Genomic DNA, 17,174 nt, shown 5'->3' with positions numbered 1-17,174 from the left:
GCGACAAGGTTAACTGACGATAACGCGAGTTACCGCAAGGAAGAACAGATGCGAATTTTACTGGTAGAAGATGACACACTTATTGGCGATGGCATAAAAGCGGGTCTGAGTAAAATGGGTTTCAGCGTCGACTGGTTTACCGAGGGACGCCCGGGCAAAGAGGCGCTTTACAGCGCGCCTTATGATGCGGTTATTTTAGATTTGACGCTGCCAGGCATGGACGGACGGGATATTTTGCGCGAATGGCGCGAAAAGGGTAAACAGGAACCGGTACTGATCCTGACGGCGCGCGACGCGTTAGCAGAGCGCGTCGAGGGGCTACGTCTGGGCGCCGATGACTATTTATGTAAACCTTTCGCGCTCATTGAGGTCGCCGCCCGTCTGGAGGCGCTGGTACGCCGCGCCAGCGGTCAGGCCAGTAGCGAATTGCGCCACGGCCAGGTGACGCTCAATCCAGGCAATCTCGTCGCGACGCTTGCCGGCGAACCGCTGGCCTTAAAACCAAAAGAGTTCGCGTTGCTGGAACTCTTACTGCGCAACAAAGGTCGCGTGCTGCCGCGCAAGCTTATTGAAGAGAAGCTGTATAACTGGGATGACGACGTGTCCAGCAATGCAGTGGAAGTCCATGTTCATCATTTACGCCGCAAGCTCGGCAGCGAATTTATTCGCACCGTACACGGCATCGGCTACACCCTGGGTGACGCATGAAATTGACGCAACGTCTCAGCCTGCGCGTCAGGCTGACGCTTATTTTCCTGATTCTGGTCTCCATCACTTGGGCAATTTCCAGTTTTGTGGCCTGGAGAAAGACGACGGATAATGTCGACGAGCTGTTTGACACACAGTTGATGTTGTTCGCCAGACGGCTTAGCACCCTCGATCTTAACGAGATCAACGCCCCGCAGCGCATGGCGCATACGCCAAAGAAATTAAAACATGGGCATATCGATGACGATGCGCTGGCGTTCGCCATCTTTTCCGCTGATGGCAAAATGTTGCTGCATGATGGCGACAACGGCCAGGATATTCCGTATCGCTATCGCCGGGAAGGTTTCGACAATGGCTATCTGAAGGATGACAACGACCTCTGGCGTTTTTTGTGGTTGAACTCGGCGGACGGCAAGTATCGTATCGTCGTCGGTCAGGAGTGGGATTACCGCGAAGATATGGCGCTGGCGATCGTAGCGGCGCAATTAACGCCGTGGCTGATCGCCCTTCCCTTCATGCTGCTGATTTTATTGCTCCTGCTTCACCGCGAGCTCAGACCGTTGAAAAAACTGGCGCAGGCGCTACGCTTCCGGTCGCCGGAATCGGAAACGCCGCTCGACGCCAAAGGCGTACCGAGCGAGGTTCGCCCACTGGTCGAAGCGCTTAATCAGCTTTTTAGCCGCATCCACTCCATGATGGTGCGCGAACGGCGATTTACCTCCGACGCCGCCCATGAATTGCGCAGCCCGCTGGCCGCGCTGAAAGTACAAACCGAGGTGGCGCAGCTCTCGGGCGACGATCCGCTATCGCGTGATAAAGCGCTGACCCAGCTCCATGCGGGGATCGATCGCGCCACGCGGCTGGTCGATCAGCTACTGACGTTATCGCGTCTCGACTCGCTCAATAATTTGCAGGATGTAGCGGAGATTTCGCTGGAAGAGCTGCTGCAGTCCGCGGTAATGGATATTTATCATCCGGCGCAGCAGGCGAATATCGACGTGCGTTTACAGCTTAACGCCCATGACGTCATACGTACCGGCCAGCCGCTACTCTTAAGCCTGTTAGTGCGTAACCTGCTGGATAATGCGATTCGCTACAGTCCGCAGGGCAGCGTCGTCGACGTTACCTTACATGCCCGCAGCTTCACCGTCAGAGATAATGGCCCCGGCGTAGCGCCAGAGATTCTGACGCATATCGGCGAGCGTTTTTACCGCCCGCCAGGCCAAAGTGTGACCGGCAGCGGTCTGGGATTATCAATCGTCCGTCGCATCGCTACGCTGCACGGCATGACGGTGTCGTTTGGCAACGCCGCGGAAGGTGGATTTGAGGCCGTAGTACGCTGGTAGCAGAGATTTTTGCCAAAAACGCAAAAGACTTTGCACATTTTGCTAATTTCACCGCACCGCCCGTCAGCGTAGAATCAGCAGCAAACGCATTTCTTGAGGACACAAAATGAGTAACATCCTGATTATCAACGGGGCGAAAAAATTCGCGCACTCCAACGGCCAGTTGAATGACACCCTGACCGAAGTTGCCGATGGGCTGCTGCGCGATCTGGGTCATCAGGTTAAGATCGTCCGCGCCGACAGCGACTATGACATTAAAGAAGAGGTGCAGAATTTCGTCTGGGCTGACGTGGTGATTTGGCAGATGCCAGGCTGGTGGATGGGCGCGCCATGGACAGTAAAAAAATATATGGATGATGTCTTTACCGAAGGTCACGGCACGCTCTATGCCAGCGATGGCCGCACGCGTTCCGATGCCGCTAAAAAGTACGGTTCCGGCGGTCTGGTGCAGGGGAAAAAATATATGCTGTCACTGACGTGGAACGCGCCGATGGAAGCATTTACCGAAAAAGATCAGTTTTTCCACGGCGTAGGCGTAGATGGCGTCTATCTGCCATTCCATAAAGCCAACCAGTTCCTGGGCATGGACGCGCTGCCAACGTTTATTGCCAACGACGTGATTAAAATGCCGGATGTTCCGCGCTATACCGCAGAATATCGCAAGCATCTGAGCGAAATTTTTGCTTAACTGGTCATCCTGGAATTAGAAGGAGTTAACCATGCTTACCGTCATTGCCGAAATTCGCACGCGTCCGGGCCAACATCACCGTCAGGCCGTCCTCGACCAGTTTGCGAAAATTATTCCAACCGTTCTTAAAGAAGAGGGGTGCCACGGTTACGCGCCGATGGTGGATCATGCCGCGGGCGTGAGTTTTCAGACTCTGGCGCCTGACTCGATCGTGATGATTGAACAGTGGGAAAGCGTTGCGCACCTTGAGGCGCATCTGCAAACCCCGCATATGAAAGCCTATAGCGACGCGGTAAAAGACGATGTGCTGGAAATGAATATTCGTATTCTGGAATCCGGCGTTTAAGTTATTACCCTCGTCTGACGTCTCCCTGATGCGATGCGCAAGTGTCGCCATCAGGCTGCGGCGTCATGTCGGATTCGCTTATCCGGCCTGCGCCACGCAGACCGGATAAAGCGTGCAACAACCGTTACACGTCGAGATCCGCGAGATCGCCTTTTTCCTGTAGCCAGTTGCGTCGATCTTCAGAACGTTTCTTCGCCAGCAGCATATCCATCATCGCGTTAGTACGCTGATCGTCTTCATCGCTAATGGTGAGCTGCACCAGGCGGCGAGTATTTGGATCAAGCGTGGTTTCGCGTAACTGCATCGGGTTCATTTCACCCAGGCCTTTGAAACGCTGTACGTTCGGCTTGCCTTTCTTACGCTTCAGTTGTTCCAGTACGCCCGCCTTCTCTTCTTCCGTCAGCGCGTAATAGACCTCTTTACCCAAATCGATACGGTATAGCGGCGGTAGCGCGACATAGACATGACCATTCTTCACCAGCGCGCGGAAATGTCTGACAAACAGCGCGCAAAGCAGAGTAGCGATATGCAAACCATCGGAGTCCGCATCCGCCAGGATACAGATCTTGCCGTAGCGCAGCTGACTCAGATCGTCGCTGTCCGGATCGATACCGATCGCCACGGAAATATCATGCACCTCTTGCGAGGCAAGCACTTCATCGGAAGAGACTTCCCAGGTGTTAAGGATCTTACCTTTGAGCGGCATGATCGCCTGATATTCGCGATCGCGCGCCTGCTTGGCGGAACCGCCTGCCGAATCCCCTTCCACAAGGAACAGCTCGGTCCGATTAAGATCCTGCGCGGTACAGTCCGCCAGTTTCCCCGGCAACGCCGGACCGCTGGTGAGCTTTTTGCGCACCACTTTTTTTGCGGCGCGCAGTCGCCGCTGCGCGCTGGCAATCGCCATCTCTGCCAGTTGTTCCGCCGCCTGCACGTTCTGGTTCAGCCACAGGCTGAAGGCATCTTTCACCACGCCGGAAACAAATGCCGCACATTGACGCGACGACAGACGCTCTTTGGTCTGCCCGGCAAATTGCGGGTCCTGCATTTTCACGGAAAGCACATAAGCGCAGCGATCCCAGATATCTTCCGCCGACAGTTTGACGCCGCGCGGCAGAATATTGCGGTATTCGCAAAATTCGCGCATCGCGTCGAGCAGGCCCTGGCGCAGACCGTTGACGTGCGTCCCCCCCTGCATGGTCGGGATCAGGTTGACGTAGCTTTCCGTCAGTAATTCGCCGCCTTCCGGCAGCCACAATAGCGCCCAGTCAACCGCTTCCGTTTCACCGTTAAAATTACCGATAAACGGCTTTTCCGGCAGCGTCGGCAGGCCGTTTACCGCTTCGCCCAGATAGTCGTTCAGACCATCCTGGTAGCACCAGCGCTGCTCGCTGTTATTCACTTCATCTTTAAAAGTGATTTCCACACCGGGACACAGCACCGCTTTTGCTTTCAGAACGTGCATTAAGCGAGAGACAGAAAAACGCGGGCTGTCGAAGAAACTTTCGTCCGGCCAGAAATGCACGCTGGTGCCAGTATTACGTTTACCGCAGGTGCCGACAACCTGCAAATCCTGCACTTTTTCGCCGTTTTCAAACGCGATGTTATAGACCTGACCGTCGCGGCGCACGGTCACTTCCACGCGCTTTGACAGGGCATTCACTACCGAAATCCCCACCCCATGCAGACCACCAGAGAACTGATAGTTCTTATTGGAGAATTTACCGCCGGCATGAAGTCGACAGAGGATCAGTTCTACCGCCGGAACCCCCTCTTCCGGATGGATATCCACCGGCATCCCGCGTCCGTCGTCAATCACTTCCAGCGATTGATCGGCATGTAAAATGACATCCACGCGTTTGGCATGACCTGCCAGTGCTTCATCCACACTATTATCAATCACTTCCTGACCCAAATGGTTGGGGCGGGTCGTATCGGTGTACATCCCCGGGCGGCGGCGTACCGGCTCAAGCCCAGTGAGTACCTCAATGGCATCAGCGTTATAAGTTTGCGTCATGGTTTAATTAGCAATTCGAATTGATTGTCAGCAACTGTGCAGTCCAAGAAAATCGACAATCTGGTTGAAATAATCTTCGAAGCCCGTGAATGCGTGATTACCCCCCTCGGTCACTGTCTGACGGCAGGAGGCGTAATATGCCACCGCCTGGCGGTAATCCAGCACTTCATCGCCCGTCTGTTGCAGTAGCCAGATCAGGTCCGGCGCTTCCAGCGGGTCAATCTGCATGACTTTAAGATCATAAATATGGCGAGACTCTAGCACATATTGCTGCCCGGTGTAGGGGTTCTCGTTCTGACCGAGATAGTCGGTCAGTAATTCAAAGGGCCGCACGGCGGGATTCACCACCACAGCCGGCAGCATAAAACATTGCGACAGCCAGGTGGCGTAATAACCACCCAGCGACGATCCTACCAGCCCTAATGGCGCACCGCCATGCTCAAGCACGAGAGATTCCAGCAACTCCGCCGCATCGGCAGGATACGGCGGTAGCTGAGGGATGATCATCTCAACATGCGGATGACGCTCCGCCAGCCAGTTTTTTAGCTGGCACGCTTTTGCCGAGCGAGGGGAACTGTTGAATCCGTGCAAATAGAGAAGCGTAGACATCAGTATCCTTCCGAAGCGGTATCGGGTCGGAACCGGGTATCCTGCAGGCGATGCACTTCCGTCTCCAGGACGCCGTTCGCCCGGAGCTCCAGCGTACGCCAGCCCGGCGCGATAGTATCCAGCGTAAAGTTCGCGCAGTGCGGTTTGAACTGTACGCAGGTTGACGGCGACGCCAGCAGACGGCGACCGTTCCAGTCAAGATCCAGCTCCTGGTGAATATGTCCGCATAACAGATATTTTACACGCGGGAAATTCGCCAGCACGCTATCCAGCTCACCGGCATTACGCAAGCTGTGCTGATCCAACCAACTGCACCCTGCCGGCAACGGATGGTGGTGCAAAAGGAGCAATGTCTGTCTCTCTGGCGCATCGGCGAGCTTACGCTCAAGCCATTCCAGTTGGAACTCGCTCAGTTCGCCATGCGGGACGCCAAACACCTGGCTATCCAGCAACAAAATCTGCCATTGTTCACCGATTAACACGCGCTTAGCCGGGGAAATCCCCGCCTCTTGCAGCGCGCTGTACATTGCCGGCTGAAAATCATGATTGCCCGGTAGCCAAACGCAAGGCGCGCGAAAGCTTGCGATACCCTCAGCAAAATGCTGATAAGCCGCAGCGGATTGATCCTGCGCCAGATCGCCGGTGGCCACGATCAGATCATATTCATACTGTTGCGCCCGAATAGCCTCCAGCACGGCCTGGTAACTTTCCCAGGTATTGACGCCTAACAGCGTTTCATGCTTTTCGGCAAACAGGTGAGTATCTGTAATTTGTAAAATCCTGACTCGGGCCTCACCAGCCAGAGGTAGGGTTAACAGGCTTTCCAAATGGTGTCCTTAGGTTTCACGACGCTAATAAACCGGAATCGCCATCGCTCCATGTGCTAAACAGAATCGTAGCCAGTCGGCCAGAAACTGATTAATTTGATGCTTTTCGTCGCGTTGATGCAACTTTTTATTTGGATAATCATACCGCGCTTTGAAGCGAAAGATCTGCTGGCTTGAACACACTTCAGCCACCATCGCATCATGGTAGAGGCGCACCGTCAGCGACGGCAGGCTCCAGTAGGTGATGGCTGGCGCCGTTTGCTCGATCGTTACAAGCGTAGTGTATCGGGTCGATTCCACAATCGTTAACCGATATTGTACGTTGCCCACCTGATAGCTCACCGTTTCACCGGGGGCGTCATTGCGCGGCAGCAGGCGGCGCAATTGCGAAAAATTGATTTCGCACAAACGCATCATTTCTGGGAAGTCAGGTGTATAACGCTTCATTTTTTCCACTCGTTTTTTAACTCTTGATGATGCAACTGAAGCCATTGCAAAGCGATGACTGCGGCTGCGTTGTCGATTTTCCCCTCTTCTACCCACTGGTATGCCTGTTCCCGGCTTACCACATGAACCCGAATATCTTCGTTTTCATCCGCCAGACCATGAATACCTGCCGCGGTCGTGGCGTCCACTTCACCCACCAGAATAGATGAGCGCTCGCTGGTTCCTCCTGGACTCGCCAGGTAACTGATGACCGGTCGGGTGCGGCCTACGGTCAGCCCCGCTTCTTCCATCGCCTCCCGCCGGGCGACCGCCTCAATGGTTTCGCCTTCTTCTATCATGCCGGCGACCATCTCCAGCAGCCACGGCGTAACGCTTGTGTCATACGCGGCAATACGAATCTGTTCGACCAGCACCACCTCGTCACGTTCAGGGTCAAAGGGTAGCAAGACGGCGGCGTGCCCGCGCTCAAAAATTTCGCGCTTTACCTCGCCACTCATTTCTCCGTTGAATAAACGATGGCGGAATCGATACACATCCAATGAAAAAAAACCGCGATAGCGCGTTTCCCGTGCAATAATTTCTACATCGCTTTTGGTGAAAGTAACTGGCAAGTTGTCTGATTTACGCATTGTGCTGCCCTGCTAGCAATAATGATTAAATGATGAATTTCAAGGGTGGTTGACTGCTGTTTTATCACCCTTGTGGTAAATTGGTGCCAATTAAGGCTCGTATGGCACGTAACGCCAACTTTTTGCAGTGGCGGATTCTGCTAGAATCAGCAATTATTTTTACAAATTGATCAGCGCTAAATACTGCTTCACAACAAGGAATGCAAATGAAGAAATTGCTCCCCATCCTTATCGGCCTGAGCCTGTCGGGGTTCAGCACACTAAGCCAGGCAGAGAACCTGATGCAAGTTTATCAGCAAGCACGCCTGAGCAACCCGGAATTGCGTAAATCCGCTGCCGATCGCGATGCTGCATTCGAAAAAATTAACGAAGCGCGTAGTCCTTTACTGCCGCAACTGGGTTTAGGTGCCGACTACACCTACAGCAACGGTTATCGCGATGCGAACGGTATCAACTCCAATGAAACCAGCGCTTCCCTGCAATTAACGCAGACGCTATTTGATATGTCGAAATGGCGTGGGCTCACCCTGCAAGAAAAAGCAGCAGGCATTCAGGATGTCACCTATCAGACCGATCAGCAGACGCTGATCCTCAATACCGCGAACGCGTATTTTAAGGTATTGAACGCTATTGATGTGCTTTCCTATACCCAGGCGCAAAAAGAGGCTATCTACCGTCAGTTAGATCAAACGACGCAACGTTTTAACGTGGGTCTGGTCGCCATTACCGACGTGCAAAACGCCCGTGCGCAATATGATACCGTACTGGCGAATGAAGTGACCGCCCGCAACAACCTGGATAACGCGGTAGAAGAGCTGCGCCAGGTGACCGGCAATTATTACCCGGAGCTGGCGTCGCTTAACGTCGAGCATTTTAAAACCGACAAACCCAAAGCTGTTAATGCGCTGCTGAAGGAAGCGGAAAACCGTAACCTGTCGCTGTTGCAGGCGCGTTTAAGTCAGGATCTGGCGCGCGAGCAAATCCGTCAGGCGCAGGATGGTCACCTGCCAACGCTGAATTTAACGGCCTCAACCGGCATTTCTGATACCTCTTATAGCGGTTCTAAAACCAACTCCGCCCAGTACGACGATAGCAACATGGGGCAGAATAAAATCGGCCTGAACTTCTCCCTGCCGCTGTATCAAGGCGGGATGGTTAACTCGCAGGTAAAACAGGCGCAGTATAACTTCGTCGGCGCAAGCGAACAGCTGGAAAGCGCGCACCGTAGCGTGGTGCAGACCGTACGTTCTTCCTTTAACAATATTAACGCCTCCATCAGTAGCATCAACGCGTATAAACAGGCGGTCGTTTCCGCGCAAAGTTCTTTGGATGCAATGGAAGCCGGTTACTCGGTCGGTACACGTACCATTGTTGACGTACTGGATGCCACCACCACTCTGTATGATGCCAAGCAGCAACTGGCCAACGCGCGTTATACCTATTTGATTAATCAGTTAAATATCAAATATGCGCTCGGTACGCTGAACGAGCAGGATCTGCTCGCGCTTAACAGTACGTTGGGTAAACCTATCCCGACGTCGCCGGAAAGCGTAGCGCCGGAAACGCCAGAGCAGGATGCTGCCGCAGACGGTTATAATGCCCATAGCGCCGCGCCGGCAGTACAGCCGACCGCCGCTCGCGCCAACAGCAATAACGGCAATCCATTCCGGCATTGATAAGTTATTCGCTGGCGCTGCGCTTATCAGACCTGTGCCCTTGTAGGTCTGGTAAGCGCGGCGCTACCTGTCATAAAGCCGCACCTGAACGTAAGACAACGTAAAGATCCTGCTATTCCGCCGCATTCTCGCCTTTTCTCGCTTCAATTTCGACCAGTCATCCTCTATTCTGAACGCATGTTGTATTTACCACTGGGTCCTGGAAGACAAATATGAAACGGACAAAATCCATCCATCACGCATCATTTCGCAAAAGCTGGAGCGCGCGGCATTTAACGCCGGTCGCCCTGGCGGTTACGGCTGTTTTTATGCTGGCTGGCTGTGAAAAAAGCGATGAAACCGTATCGCTGTATCAAAACGCTGATGACTGTTCAGCGGCGAATCCGGGCAAAAGCGCGGAGTGTACAACTGCGTATAACAATGCGCTGAAAGAGGCCGAACGTACTGCGCCTAAGTACGCTACACGCGAAGATTGCGTCGCCGAGTTTGGCGAAGGTCAGTGCCAGCAAGCGCCCGCACAGGCTGGCATGGCGCCGGAAAATCAGGCGCAGGCTCAACAATCCAGCGGCAGTTTCTGGATGCCGCTTATGGCAGGTTACATGATGGGGCGTCTGATGGGCGGCGGCGCAGGCTTTGCGCAACAGCCGCTGTTTAGCTCGAAAAACCCGGCCAGCCCTGCATACGGCAAATATACCGATGCGGCAGGTAAAAACTACGGCGCGGCGCAACCGGGCCGGACAATGACCGTACCGAAAACCGCGATGGCGCCGAAACCGGCCACCACAACAACCGTTACCCGCGGCGGTTTTGGCGAATCCGTCGCCAAACAGAGCACCATGCAGCGTAGCGCTGCCGGTACTTCAACACGTTCGATGGGCGGCTGATACGCATGGAAAGAGTCAGTATTACCGAGCGCCCGGACTGGCGCGATAAAGCGACTGAATACGGGTTTAATTTTCACACTATGTATGGTGAACCGTACTGGTGTGAAGACGCTTATTACAAGTTAACGCTCGCCCAGGTGGAAAAACTGGAAGACGTTACCGCCGAGCTGCACCAGATGTGCCTCAAGGTAGTAGAACGCGTCATCGCCAGCGATGAGCTGATGACGAAGTTTCGTATTCCAAAACATACCTGGGGTTTTGTTCGCCAGTCCTGGCAAACGCAACAACCGTCGCTCTATTCCCGCCTCGATTTGGCCTGGGACGGCATCGGCGAGCCTAAGCTGCTCGAAAATAATGCCGACACGCCAACATCGCTGTATGAAGCAGCGTTTTTTCAGTGGATTTGGCTGGAAGATCAGATCAACGCGGGCAATCTGCCGGAAGGCAGCGATCAGTTTAATAGCCTGCAGGAAAAGCTGATTGAACGCTTTGCTGAACTTCGCGAGCAGTATGGTTTTCAGTTGCTGCATCTCACCTGCTGTCGCGATACGGTTGAGGATCGCGGCACCATTCAGTATTTACAGGACTGCGCGGCCGAAGCGGAAATCGCCACCGAATTTCTCTATATCGACGATATTGGTCTGGGGGAAAAAGGCCAATTTACGGATCTGCAGGATCAGGTCATTGCGAACCTGTTCAAGCTCTATCCGTGGGAATTTATGCTGCGCGAGATGTTTTCCACCAAGCTGGAAGATGCCGGCGTGCGCTGGCTGGAACCGGCCTGGAAAAGCATTATCTCCAATAAAGCGTTGTTGCCGCTGTTGTGGGAGATGTTCCCGGACCATCCGAATCTGTTGCCTGCGTATTTCGCCGAAGACGAACATCCGCCAATGGATAAATATGTCGTGAAACCGATCTTCTCCCGCGAAGGGGCGAACGTATCGATTATTGAGAACGGTAAAACGATCGAATCCGTGGAAGGCCCGTATGGCGAAGAGGGTATGATCGTGCAACAGTTCTATCCGCTGCCAAAATTCGGCGACAGTTACACCCTGATTGGTAGCTGGCTGATTAACGATCAGCCCGCCGGAATTGGTATCCGTGAAGATCGGGCGCTGATCACCCAGGATCTCTCCCGCTTCTATCCGCATATTTTTGTCGAAGGATAGATTCTCCTGTAAGCCCGATGCGCGTAGCGCCATCGGGCAATCATTCAGCGCCTTATCCGGCCTACCCCACCTGCACCGACAACATACTTATACTGCCCATCTCAATACCGTCGACCGGGATGGTGATAGGTTCCTTGCCGTCCCAGGCGCCAAGTACATACAGCAAAGGTAAAAAGTGCTCCGGCGTCGGGTTCGATAAGGCCCCCCCTTCATGTTGCAGATAATTCACCAGCGGATGGTGTTCTACCGGCCCCTGCCACGTCAGATTGGCTTTCACAAAGTCATTAAATGACGCCGCCCAGGGATACGGTATATTGTCACCGTGCCAACGCACAGTCCGCAGGTTATGAACCACATTCCCGCTGGCCACCAGCATCACGCCTTCGTCACGCAGCGTCGCCAGTTTACGGCCCACCTCAAAATGCCATGCCGCCGGTTTGGTACTATCAACACTAAGCTGCACCATCGGGATATCCGCATTCGGATACATCTTGATCAATACGCCCCAGGAGCCGTGATCAAATCCCCACGCTTCTTTATCGAGCGCGACGGGAACGGGAGCCAACAGTTCAACCAGACGCTGCGCCAGCGCAGGCGATCCAGGGGCCGGATAATGCGTGTCATACAGCGCCTGCGGAAAACCGCCAAAATCATGGAGAGTTTGCGGCCTTTCCATCGCTGTGACGCCCGTCCCGCGGGTATACCAATGCGCCGACACCACCACTATCGCCTGTGGTCGCGGCAGGGCTTCCCCCAATCGCCGCCAGGCGCGGGTATAATCATTATCGTCCAGCACGTTCATCGGGCTGCCATGCCCCAAAAACAATGCTGGCATACACGTTAAAGACATGATGTTATCCTTACAGGAAAGACATTTTGTTAACATCACCATACGCTTTCTTCACAGAGGAAGAACTCAGATAACTATGATGAAGATCATCAGTTATTTTGAAGGTCAGGTTCGGACGGCAAATTGATAAGGAGTAATGGATGTCAGTACCACTTATTCTGACCTTACTGGCGGGCGCCGCCACCTTTATTGGCGCGTTTCTTGGCGTTCTCGGCCAAAAACCGTCTAACCGCGTGCTGGCTTTTTCGCTGGGCTTCGCCGCAGGGATCATGCTGCTTATCTCGCTGATGGAGATGCTGCCCGCCGCGCTTGATACCGAGGGGATGTCGCCTGTACTGGGCTACGGGATGTTTATTATCGGCCTGTTGGGCTACTTCGGGCTGGACCGCCTGCTTCCTCACGCTCATCCGCAGGATCTGGTGCAAAAAAGGCAGCAGCCGCTTCCCGGCTCGATAAAACGCACTGCGATTTTATTGACGCTCGGCATTAGCCTGCACAACTTTCCGGAAGGGATCGCCACCTTTGTCACTGCCAGCAGCAATCTTGAACTGGGTTTCGGCATCGCACTGGCGGTGGCGTTGCACAATATTCCTGAAGGTCTGGCGGTTGCCGGCCCGGTTTATGCCGCGACGGGCTCAAAACGTACCGCGATTTTTTGGGCCGGTATCTCCGGCATGGCGGAAATTCTTGGCGGCGTGCTGGCGTGGCTGATTTTGGGCAGCCTGGTTTCACCGATCGTTATGGCGGCTATCATGGCGGCAGTCGCCGGCATTATGGTGGCGCTCTCCGTCGATGAACTGATGCCGCTGGCAAAAGAGATCGATCCTAACAATAACCCCAGCTATGGCGTGCTTTGCGGTATGTCCATCATGGGGCTCAGTCTCGTCATTTTGCAGACGATAGGTATCGGTTAAGAGAAACGTCGCGCCGGATGCAGGCCTTTAGCCAGGCAACATCCGGCTGCCCGTCAAGGATATGCGCTATTTCTGCTCATTCATCACGCTGTCGCCTTCGCTCGTCTGGCGAAAACGTTTCGTTCGCGCTTCAAGTAATGCATCTCTGTCTTGCCGAAACGCTCTGCAATAACGCTTCATATGGCAAATATACCCTACTACCACCAGAACGATTAATATTATCCAATACCAGGCAATAAACATCCTTTTTACCCTTAAAATTTAACATCACTAAACATTTAACGTTAAAATTTTACATACCCTTATTTTGACGTATTCATATACTGGCATATTTGTGGAACAAATAAATGATTTTGATCATATAAATCAGTGGTGAAACACAATAATGAAAGAGGTATTAAGCAGAAAACAATGTCGATAAGATCACACTTCGTACTAATTTATATTGTTCTTAAAATATCACACTCCTACTATCGACTCACTCAGGCAATTAAAAAATATTGATACAGAATATACTTTAAAATAAGTAACAGCATCATGACTTATATTTAAAGACCAATCATTTACCTCATTTATTATTCATAAAAACATAGTATATTCAGAAGTATTATATTTAGAAGTTGTATATAAGGAGATATATCCATGTTTGACCAATACCGGAAAACAATACTTGCCGGTGCCGTCGCACTGACATGCGGACTCACCGCAGCCAGTACGTTTGCCGCAGGTTTTCAACCGGCGCAGCCCGCAGGGAAATTAGGCGCAGTCGTTGTCGATCCTTACGGTAATGCCCCTCTCACCGCACTGGTGGAATTAGATAGCCATGTTATTTCAGACGTTAAAGTTACTGTACATGGCAAAGGGGAAAAAGGCGTTCCTGTTACTTATACCGTTGGGAAAGAGTCTTTAGAAACCTATGACGGTATTCCTATTTTTGGCCTTTATCAGAAATTTGCCAACAACGTCACGGTAGAATATAAAGAAAACGGCAAAGCCATGAAGGATGACTATGTGGTGCAGACGTCCGCCATCGTCAACCATTATATGGATAACCGTTCTATTTCAGATCTCCAGCAAACGAAAGTTATTAAAGTCGCGCCAGGATTTGAAGATCGCCTTTATCTGGTAAATACCCATACCTTTACGCCGCAGGGCGCTGAATTTCACTGGCACGGCGAAAAAGATAAAAATGCGGGCATTCTTGATGCCGGTCCGGCGGGCGGGGCTTTGCCTTTCGATATCGCCCCTTATACGTTTGTAGTCGACACCCAGGGTGAATACCGCTGGTGGCTGGATCAAGATACCTTCTACGACGGCCACGATATGAATATCAACAAACGCGGCTATCTGATGGGTATTCGTGAAACGCCTCGCGGCACCTTTACCGCGGTGCAGGGCCAACACTGGTACGAGTTTGACATGATGGGGCAAATTCTTGCCGATCATAAACTGCCGCGCGGGTTCCTGGATGCGTCTCATGAATCCATCGAAACCGTGAACGGCACCGTACTGCTGCGCGTCGGCAAACGCGATTACCGCAAAGAAGACGGCATACATGTTCATACTATTCGTGACCAAATCATTGAGGTTGATAAGTCTGGCCGCGTAGTAGACGTTTGGGATTTAACCAAAATCCTCGACCCTATGCGTGATGCGCTGCTCGGCGCGCTGGATGCGGGCGCAGTATGCGTGAACGTCGATCTGGCCCATGCCGGACAGCAGGCGAAACTTGAACCGGATACGCCGTATGGCGATGCGCTTGGCGTTGGTGCCGGTCGTAACTGGGCGCACGTCAACTCTATCGCTTATGACGCGAAAGACGACTCCATTATCCTTTCTTCCCGCCATCAGGGTATTGTAAAAATTGGTCGAGATAAGCAGGTGAAATGGATACTGGCACCGTCTAAAGGCTGGAATAAGCAGCTAGCCAGTAAATTGCTGAAACCGGTAGACGATCATGGTAAGCCGTTGACCTGTGACGAAAACGGCAAGTGTAAGGACACCGATTTCGATTTCACCTATACCCAACATACGGCATGGCTTTCCAGCAAAGGCACGTTAACGGTCTTTGATAACGGCGATGGTCGCGGCCTGGAGCAACCGGCTCTACCGACCATGAAATATTCCCGTTTTGTCGAATATAAGATCGATGAGAAGAAAGGCACCGTACAACAAGTTTGGGAATACGGTAAAGAACGTGGATATGATTTCTATAGTCCTATTACCTCGGTTGTTGAATATCAAAAAGACCGCGACACCATGTTCGGCTTTGGCGGTTCTATTAACCTGTTCGACGTTGGTAAACCCACAGTCGGCAAACTGAATGAGATTGACTATAAAACGAAAGAAGTGAAAGTTGAAATTGATGTGCTGTCGGATAAACCCAACCAGACTCACTATCGTGCATTACTGGTTCATCCAACGCAAATGTTTAAATAAATCACGGGAAGGAATTAATATGTCATCTAAATGGATTACCTCTTTATTTAAAAGCGTAGTATTAACCGCGGCATTGGTCACTCCTTTTGCGGCATCGGCTTTTACCGAGGGCACAGATTATATGGTTCTGGAGAAACCGATTCCTAATGCGGATAAAACGCTGATTAAGGTATTTAGCTACGCCTGCCCTTTCTGCTACAAATATGACAAAGCCGTAACAGGTCCGGTTTCTGATAAAGTAGCCGATCTCGTTACGTTCACTCCGTTCCACCTGGAAACAAAAGGCGAATATGGCAAACAGGCCAGCGAAGTATTTGCAGTCCTGATCGCCAAAGATAAAGCTGCCGGGATTTCGTTATTTGATGCTAAATCACAATTCAAAAAAGCGAAGTTCGCCTGGTATGCGGCTTACCATGATAAGAAAGAGCGCTGGTCAGATGGGAAAGATCCGGCGGCATTTATTAAAACCGGGCTGGACGCCGCAGGCATGAGCCAGGCTGATTTTGAAGCGGCGCTGAAAGATCCTGCCGTTCAGGAGACTCTGGAAAAATGGAAAGCCGCCTATGACGTTGCCAAAATTCAGGGTGTTCCGGCTTACGTCGTCAACGGCAAGTACCTTATCTATACCAAAAACATCAAATCCATCGATTCTATGGCTGAACTCGTTCGGGAACTGGCCACTAAAAAATAAGCAGGGAAACGATTATGGATTTTATTAAGGGATTATGGCGAGACCTACGCGCAAGACCAGTAGATACGCTGGTGAGATGGCAGGAACAGCGCTTTCTGTGGCTGTTAATGGCCATCGCGATGGGAGGGTTAATTATCCTGGCGCACTCGTTCTTCCAAATCTATCTCTACATGGCGCCGTGCGAACAGTGTGTTTACATTCGTTACGCGATGTTTGTGATGGTAATTGGCGGGGTGATTGCGGCGATAAATCCCAAAAATATCGTGCTGAAGCTGATTGGCTGCATCGCGGCGTTTTATGGCAGCATTATGGGCATTAAGTTTTCTATTAAGCTTAATGGTATCCATCATGCGGTACATAATGCGGACCCCGATTCACTTTTTGGCGTGCAAGGATGTTCGACTGACCCGACCTTTCCTTTCAACTTACCGTTGGCGGAATGGGCACCGGAGTGGTTTAAACCTACCGGAGACTGCGGTTATGACGCGCCTATCGTCCCTGATGGCGTAACGCTCAGTAGCGTACAGCAGTGGTTTGTCGATCTCTACCAGCAGTCTGAAGGCTGGTATCTGCTTCCGCCCTGGCACTTTATGAACATGGCGCAGGCATGTATGTTGGCCTTTGGGTTGTGCCTGATTCTGCTGCTGGTGATGAGCGGCGCCTGGGCATTGAAACTGGCCAGAGGCAAATAACCTGAATAGATAAACCAAAGCAGAGGTCTGCATTCAGGCCTCTGCTTTTCTCACAATAATTTTACCATTCAGCTTATTCGTCGTTCTTTGAAACTGAACAATATGGCACCGAAGGTGACTAGTCCTGATATAGGTTGACAGTTTTTTGTCTGTAAAACGCCTGATGAACATCATCGGGCGTTTTGTATTTCAGGGCCAGGTGTGGCCGTTCATGGTTATAAATTGCCACGGACTCTTTTACT

Annotated in this window: 18 protein-coding genes; 11 read left to right on the top strand and 7 right to left on the bottom strand. The window is 52.1% G+C overall.

Annotation, left to right across the window (positions count from 1 at the left end; all coding sequences use genetic code 11):
* The first annotated feature begins 48 nt into the window (after positions 1-48).
* The 4 genes from qseB (at position 49) to ACH0WD_RS21575 (ending at position 3,088) form a co-directional block, all read left to right on the top strand.
* On the top strand, positions 49-708 hold the full coding sequence (gene qseB, locus ACH0WD_RS21590) for a quorum sensing response regulator transcription factor QseB (protein WP_001221574.1): 660 nt from the start codon (positions 49-51) through the stop codon (positions 706-708).
* On the top strand, positions 705-2,054 hold the full coding sequence (gene qseC / locus ACH0WD_RS21585; protein ID WP_000779327.1) for a quorum sensing histidine kinase QseC: 1,350 nt from the start codon (positions 705-707) through the stop codon (positions 2,052-2,054). The genes qseB and qseC overlap by 4 nt, the downstream gene beginning before the upstream one ends.
* A 106-nt stretch (positions 2,055-2,160) precedes the next feature.
* A complete protein-coding gene (locus ACH0WD_RS21580; RefSeq protein WP_000065416.1) occupies positions 2,161-2,742 on the top strand; it encodes an NAD(P)H-dependent oxidoreductase in 582 nt (193 codons plus the stop codon).
* Positions 2,743-2,773: 31 nt separating this feature from the next.
* On the top strand, positions 2,774-3,088 hold the full coding sequence (locus ACH0WD_RS21575; RefSeq protein ID WP_000958587.1) for a putative quinol monooxygenase: 315 nt from the start codon (positions 2,774-2,776) through the stop codon (positions 3,086-3,088).
* A gap of 124 nt (positions 3,089-3,212) precedes the next feature.
* On the opposite strand, the gene parE is transcribed toward ACH0WD_RS21575, so the two are convergent.
* From parE to nudF, 5 genes are read right to left on the bottom strand one after another with little or no spacing between them, the layout of a single operon-like run.
* Positions 3,213-5,105 carry a DNA topoisomerase IV subunit B gene (parE, locus tag ACH0WD_RS21570; RefSeq protein ID WP_000195318.1) on the bottom strand — a complete coding sequence of 631 codons (1,893 nt, stop codon included), beginning with the start codon at positions 5,103-5,105 and terminating at the stop codon, positions 3,213-3,215.
* 27 nt (positions 5,106-5,132) lie between these two features.
* A complete protein-coding gene (yqiA, locus tag ACH0WD_RS21565; RefSeq protein ID WP_000105722.1) occupies positions 5,133-5,714 on the bottom strand; it encodes an esterase YqiA in 582 nt (193 codons plus the stop codon).
* Positions 5,714-6,541, bottom strand: coding sequence for a 3',5'-cyclic-AMP phosphodiesterase (cpdA, locus tag ACH0WD_RS21560; RefSeq protein WP_000444735.1), 828 nt, complete (start codon positions 6,539-6,541; stop codon positions 5,714-5,716). The genes yqiA and cpdA overlap by 1 nt, the downstream gene beginning before the upstream one ends.
* A 24-nt stretch (positions 6,542-6,565) precedes the next feature.
* Complete coding sequence (locus ACH0WD_RS21555; RefSeq protein ID WP_000833385.1) at positions 6,566-6,988, bottom strand: DUF1249 family protein; 423 nt, start codon at positions 6,986-6,988, stop codon at positions 6,566-6,568.
* On the bottom strand, positions 6,985-7,617 hold the full coding sequence (gene nudF, locus ACH0WD_RS21550; RefSeq protein WP_001231950.1) for an ADP-ribose diphosphatase: 633 nt from the start codon (positions 7,615-7,617) through the stop codon (positions 6,985-6,987). The genes ACH0WD_RS21555 and nudF overlap by 4 nt, the downstream gene beginning before the upstream one ends.
* Positions 7,618-7,817: 200 nt before the next feature.
* On the opposite strand from nudF, the gene tolC reads away from it, so the two are divergent.
* From tolC to ACH0WD_RS21535, 3 genes are all read left to right on the top strand, one after another.
* Entirely contained in the window at positions 7,818-9,293 is a 1,476-nt protein-coding gene (gene tolC / locus ACH0WD_RS21545) for an outer membrane channel protein TolC (RefSeq protein WP_001663008.1), read from the top strand.
* Between the two features lie 212 nt (positions 9,294-9,505).
* Entirely contained in the window at positions 9,506-10,177 is a 672-nt protein-coding gene (locus tag ACH0WD_RS21540; protein ID WP_000831528.1) for a DUF1190 family protein, read from the top strand.
* Positions 10,178-10,182: 5 nt separating this feature from the next.
* A complete protein-coding gene (locus tag ACH0WD_RS21535) occupies positions 10,183-11,346 on the top strand; it encodes a glutathionylspermidine synthase family protein (RefSeq protein WP_000442833.1) in 1,164 nt (387 codons plus the stop codon).
* Positions 11,347-11,407: 61 nt separating this feature from the next.
* Here ACH0WD_RS21535 and ygiD read toward each other — a convergent pair whose 3' ends face one another.
* Positions 11,408-12,196, bottom strand: a complete 789-nt coding sequence (gene ygiD / locus ACH0WD_RS21530) for a 4,5-DOPA dioxygenase extradiol (protein WP_001674726.1) — start codon at positions 12,194-12,196, stop codon at positions 11,408-11,410.
* Between the two features lie 140 nt (positions 12,197-12,336).
* On the opposite strand from ygiD, the gene zupT reads away from it, so the two are divergent.
* A complete protein-coding gene (gene zupT, locus ACH0WD_RS21525; protein WP_000115874.1) occupies positions 12,337-13,110 on the top strand; it encodes a zinc transporter ZupT in 774 nt (257 codons plus the stop codon).
* Between the two features lie 66 nt (positions 13,111-13,176).
* On the opposite strand, the gene ACH0WD_RS21520 is transcribed toward zupT, so the two are convergent.
* Entirely contained in the window at positions 13,177-13,353 is a 177-nt protein-coding gene (locus ACH0WD_RS21520) for a hypothetical protein (protein ID WP_000469259.1), read from the bottom strand.
* Between the two features lie 399 nt (positions 13,354-13,752).
* Here ACH0WD_RS21520 and ACH0WD_RS21515 point away from each other — a divergent pair, with 399 nt between their 5' ends.
* The 3 genes from ACH0WD_RS21515 to dsbI are packed head-to-tail and all read left to right on the top strand — an operon-like array spanning position 13,753 to position 16,932.
* Positions 13,753-15,549 (top strand): aryl-sulfate sulfotransferase, encoded by a 1,797-nt coding sequence (locus tag ACH0WD_RS21515; RefSeq protein WP_000460265.1) that lies wholly within the window; start codon positions 13,753-13,755, stop codon positions 15,547-15,549.
* A 19-nt stretch (positions 15,550-15,568) separates the two neighbouring features.
* Entirely contained in the window at positions 15,569-16,240 is a 672-nt protein-coding gene (locus tag ACH0WD_RS21510; RefSeq protein WP_000096230.1) for a thiol:disulfide interchange protein DsbA/DsbL, read from the top strand.
* A 14-nt stretch (positions 16,241-16,254) separates the two neighbouring features.
* Positions 16,255-16,932, top strand: coding sequence for a protein-disulfide oxidoreductase DsbI (gene dsbI / locus ACH0WD_RS21505; protein ID WP_000345576.1), 678 nt, complete (start codon positions 16,255-16,257; stop codon positions 16,930-16,932).
* Positions 16,933-17,174 lie beyond the last annotated feature (242 nt).

Source organism: Salmonella sp. 2020_1395 (assembly GCF_043848115.1).
In the GTDB taxonomy this organism is placed as follows: Bacteria; Pseudomonadota; Gammaproteobacteria; order Enterobacterales; family Enterobacteriaceae; genus Salmonella; species Salmonella enterica.
Note: the sequence above shows the minus strand (reverse complement) of the source record. Positions and strands in the feature narration are given on the sequence as shown.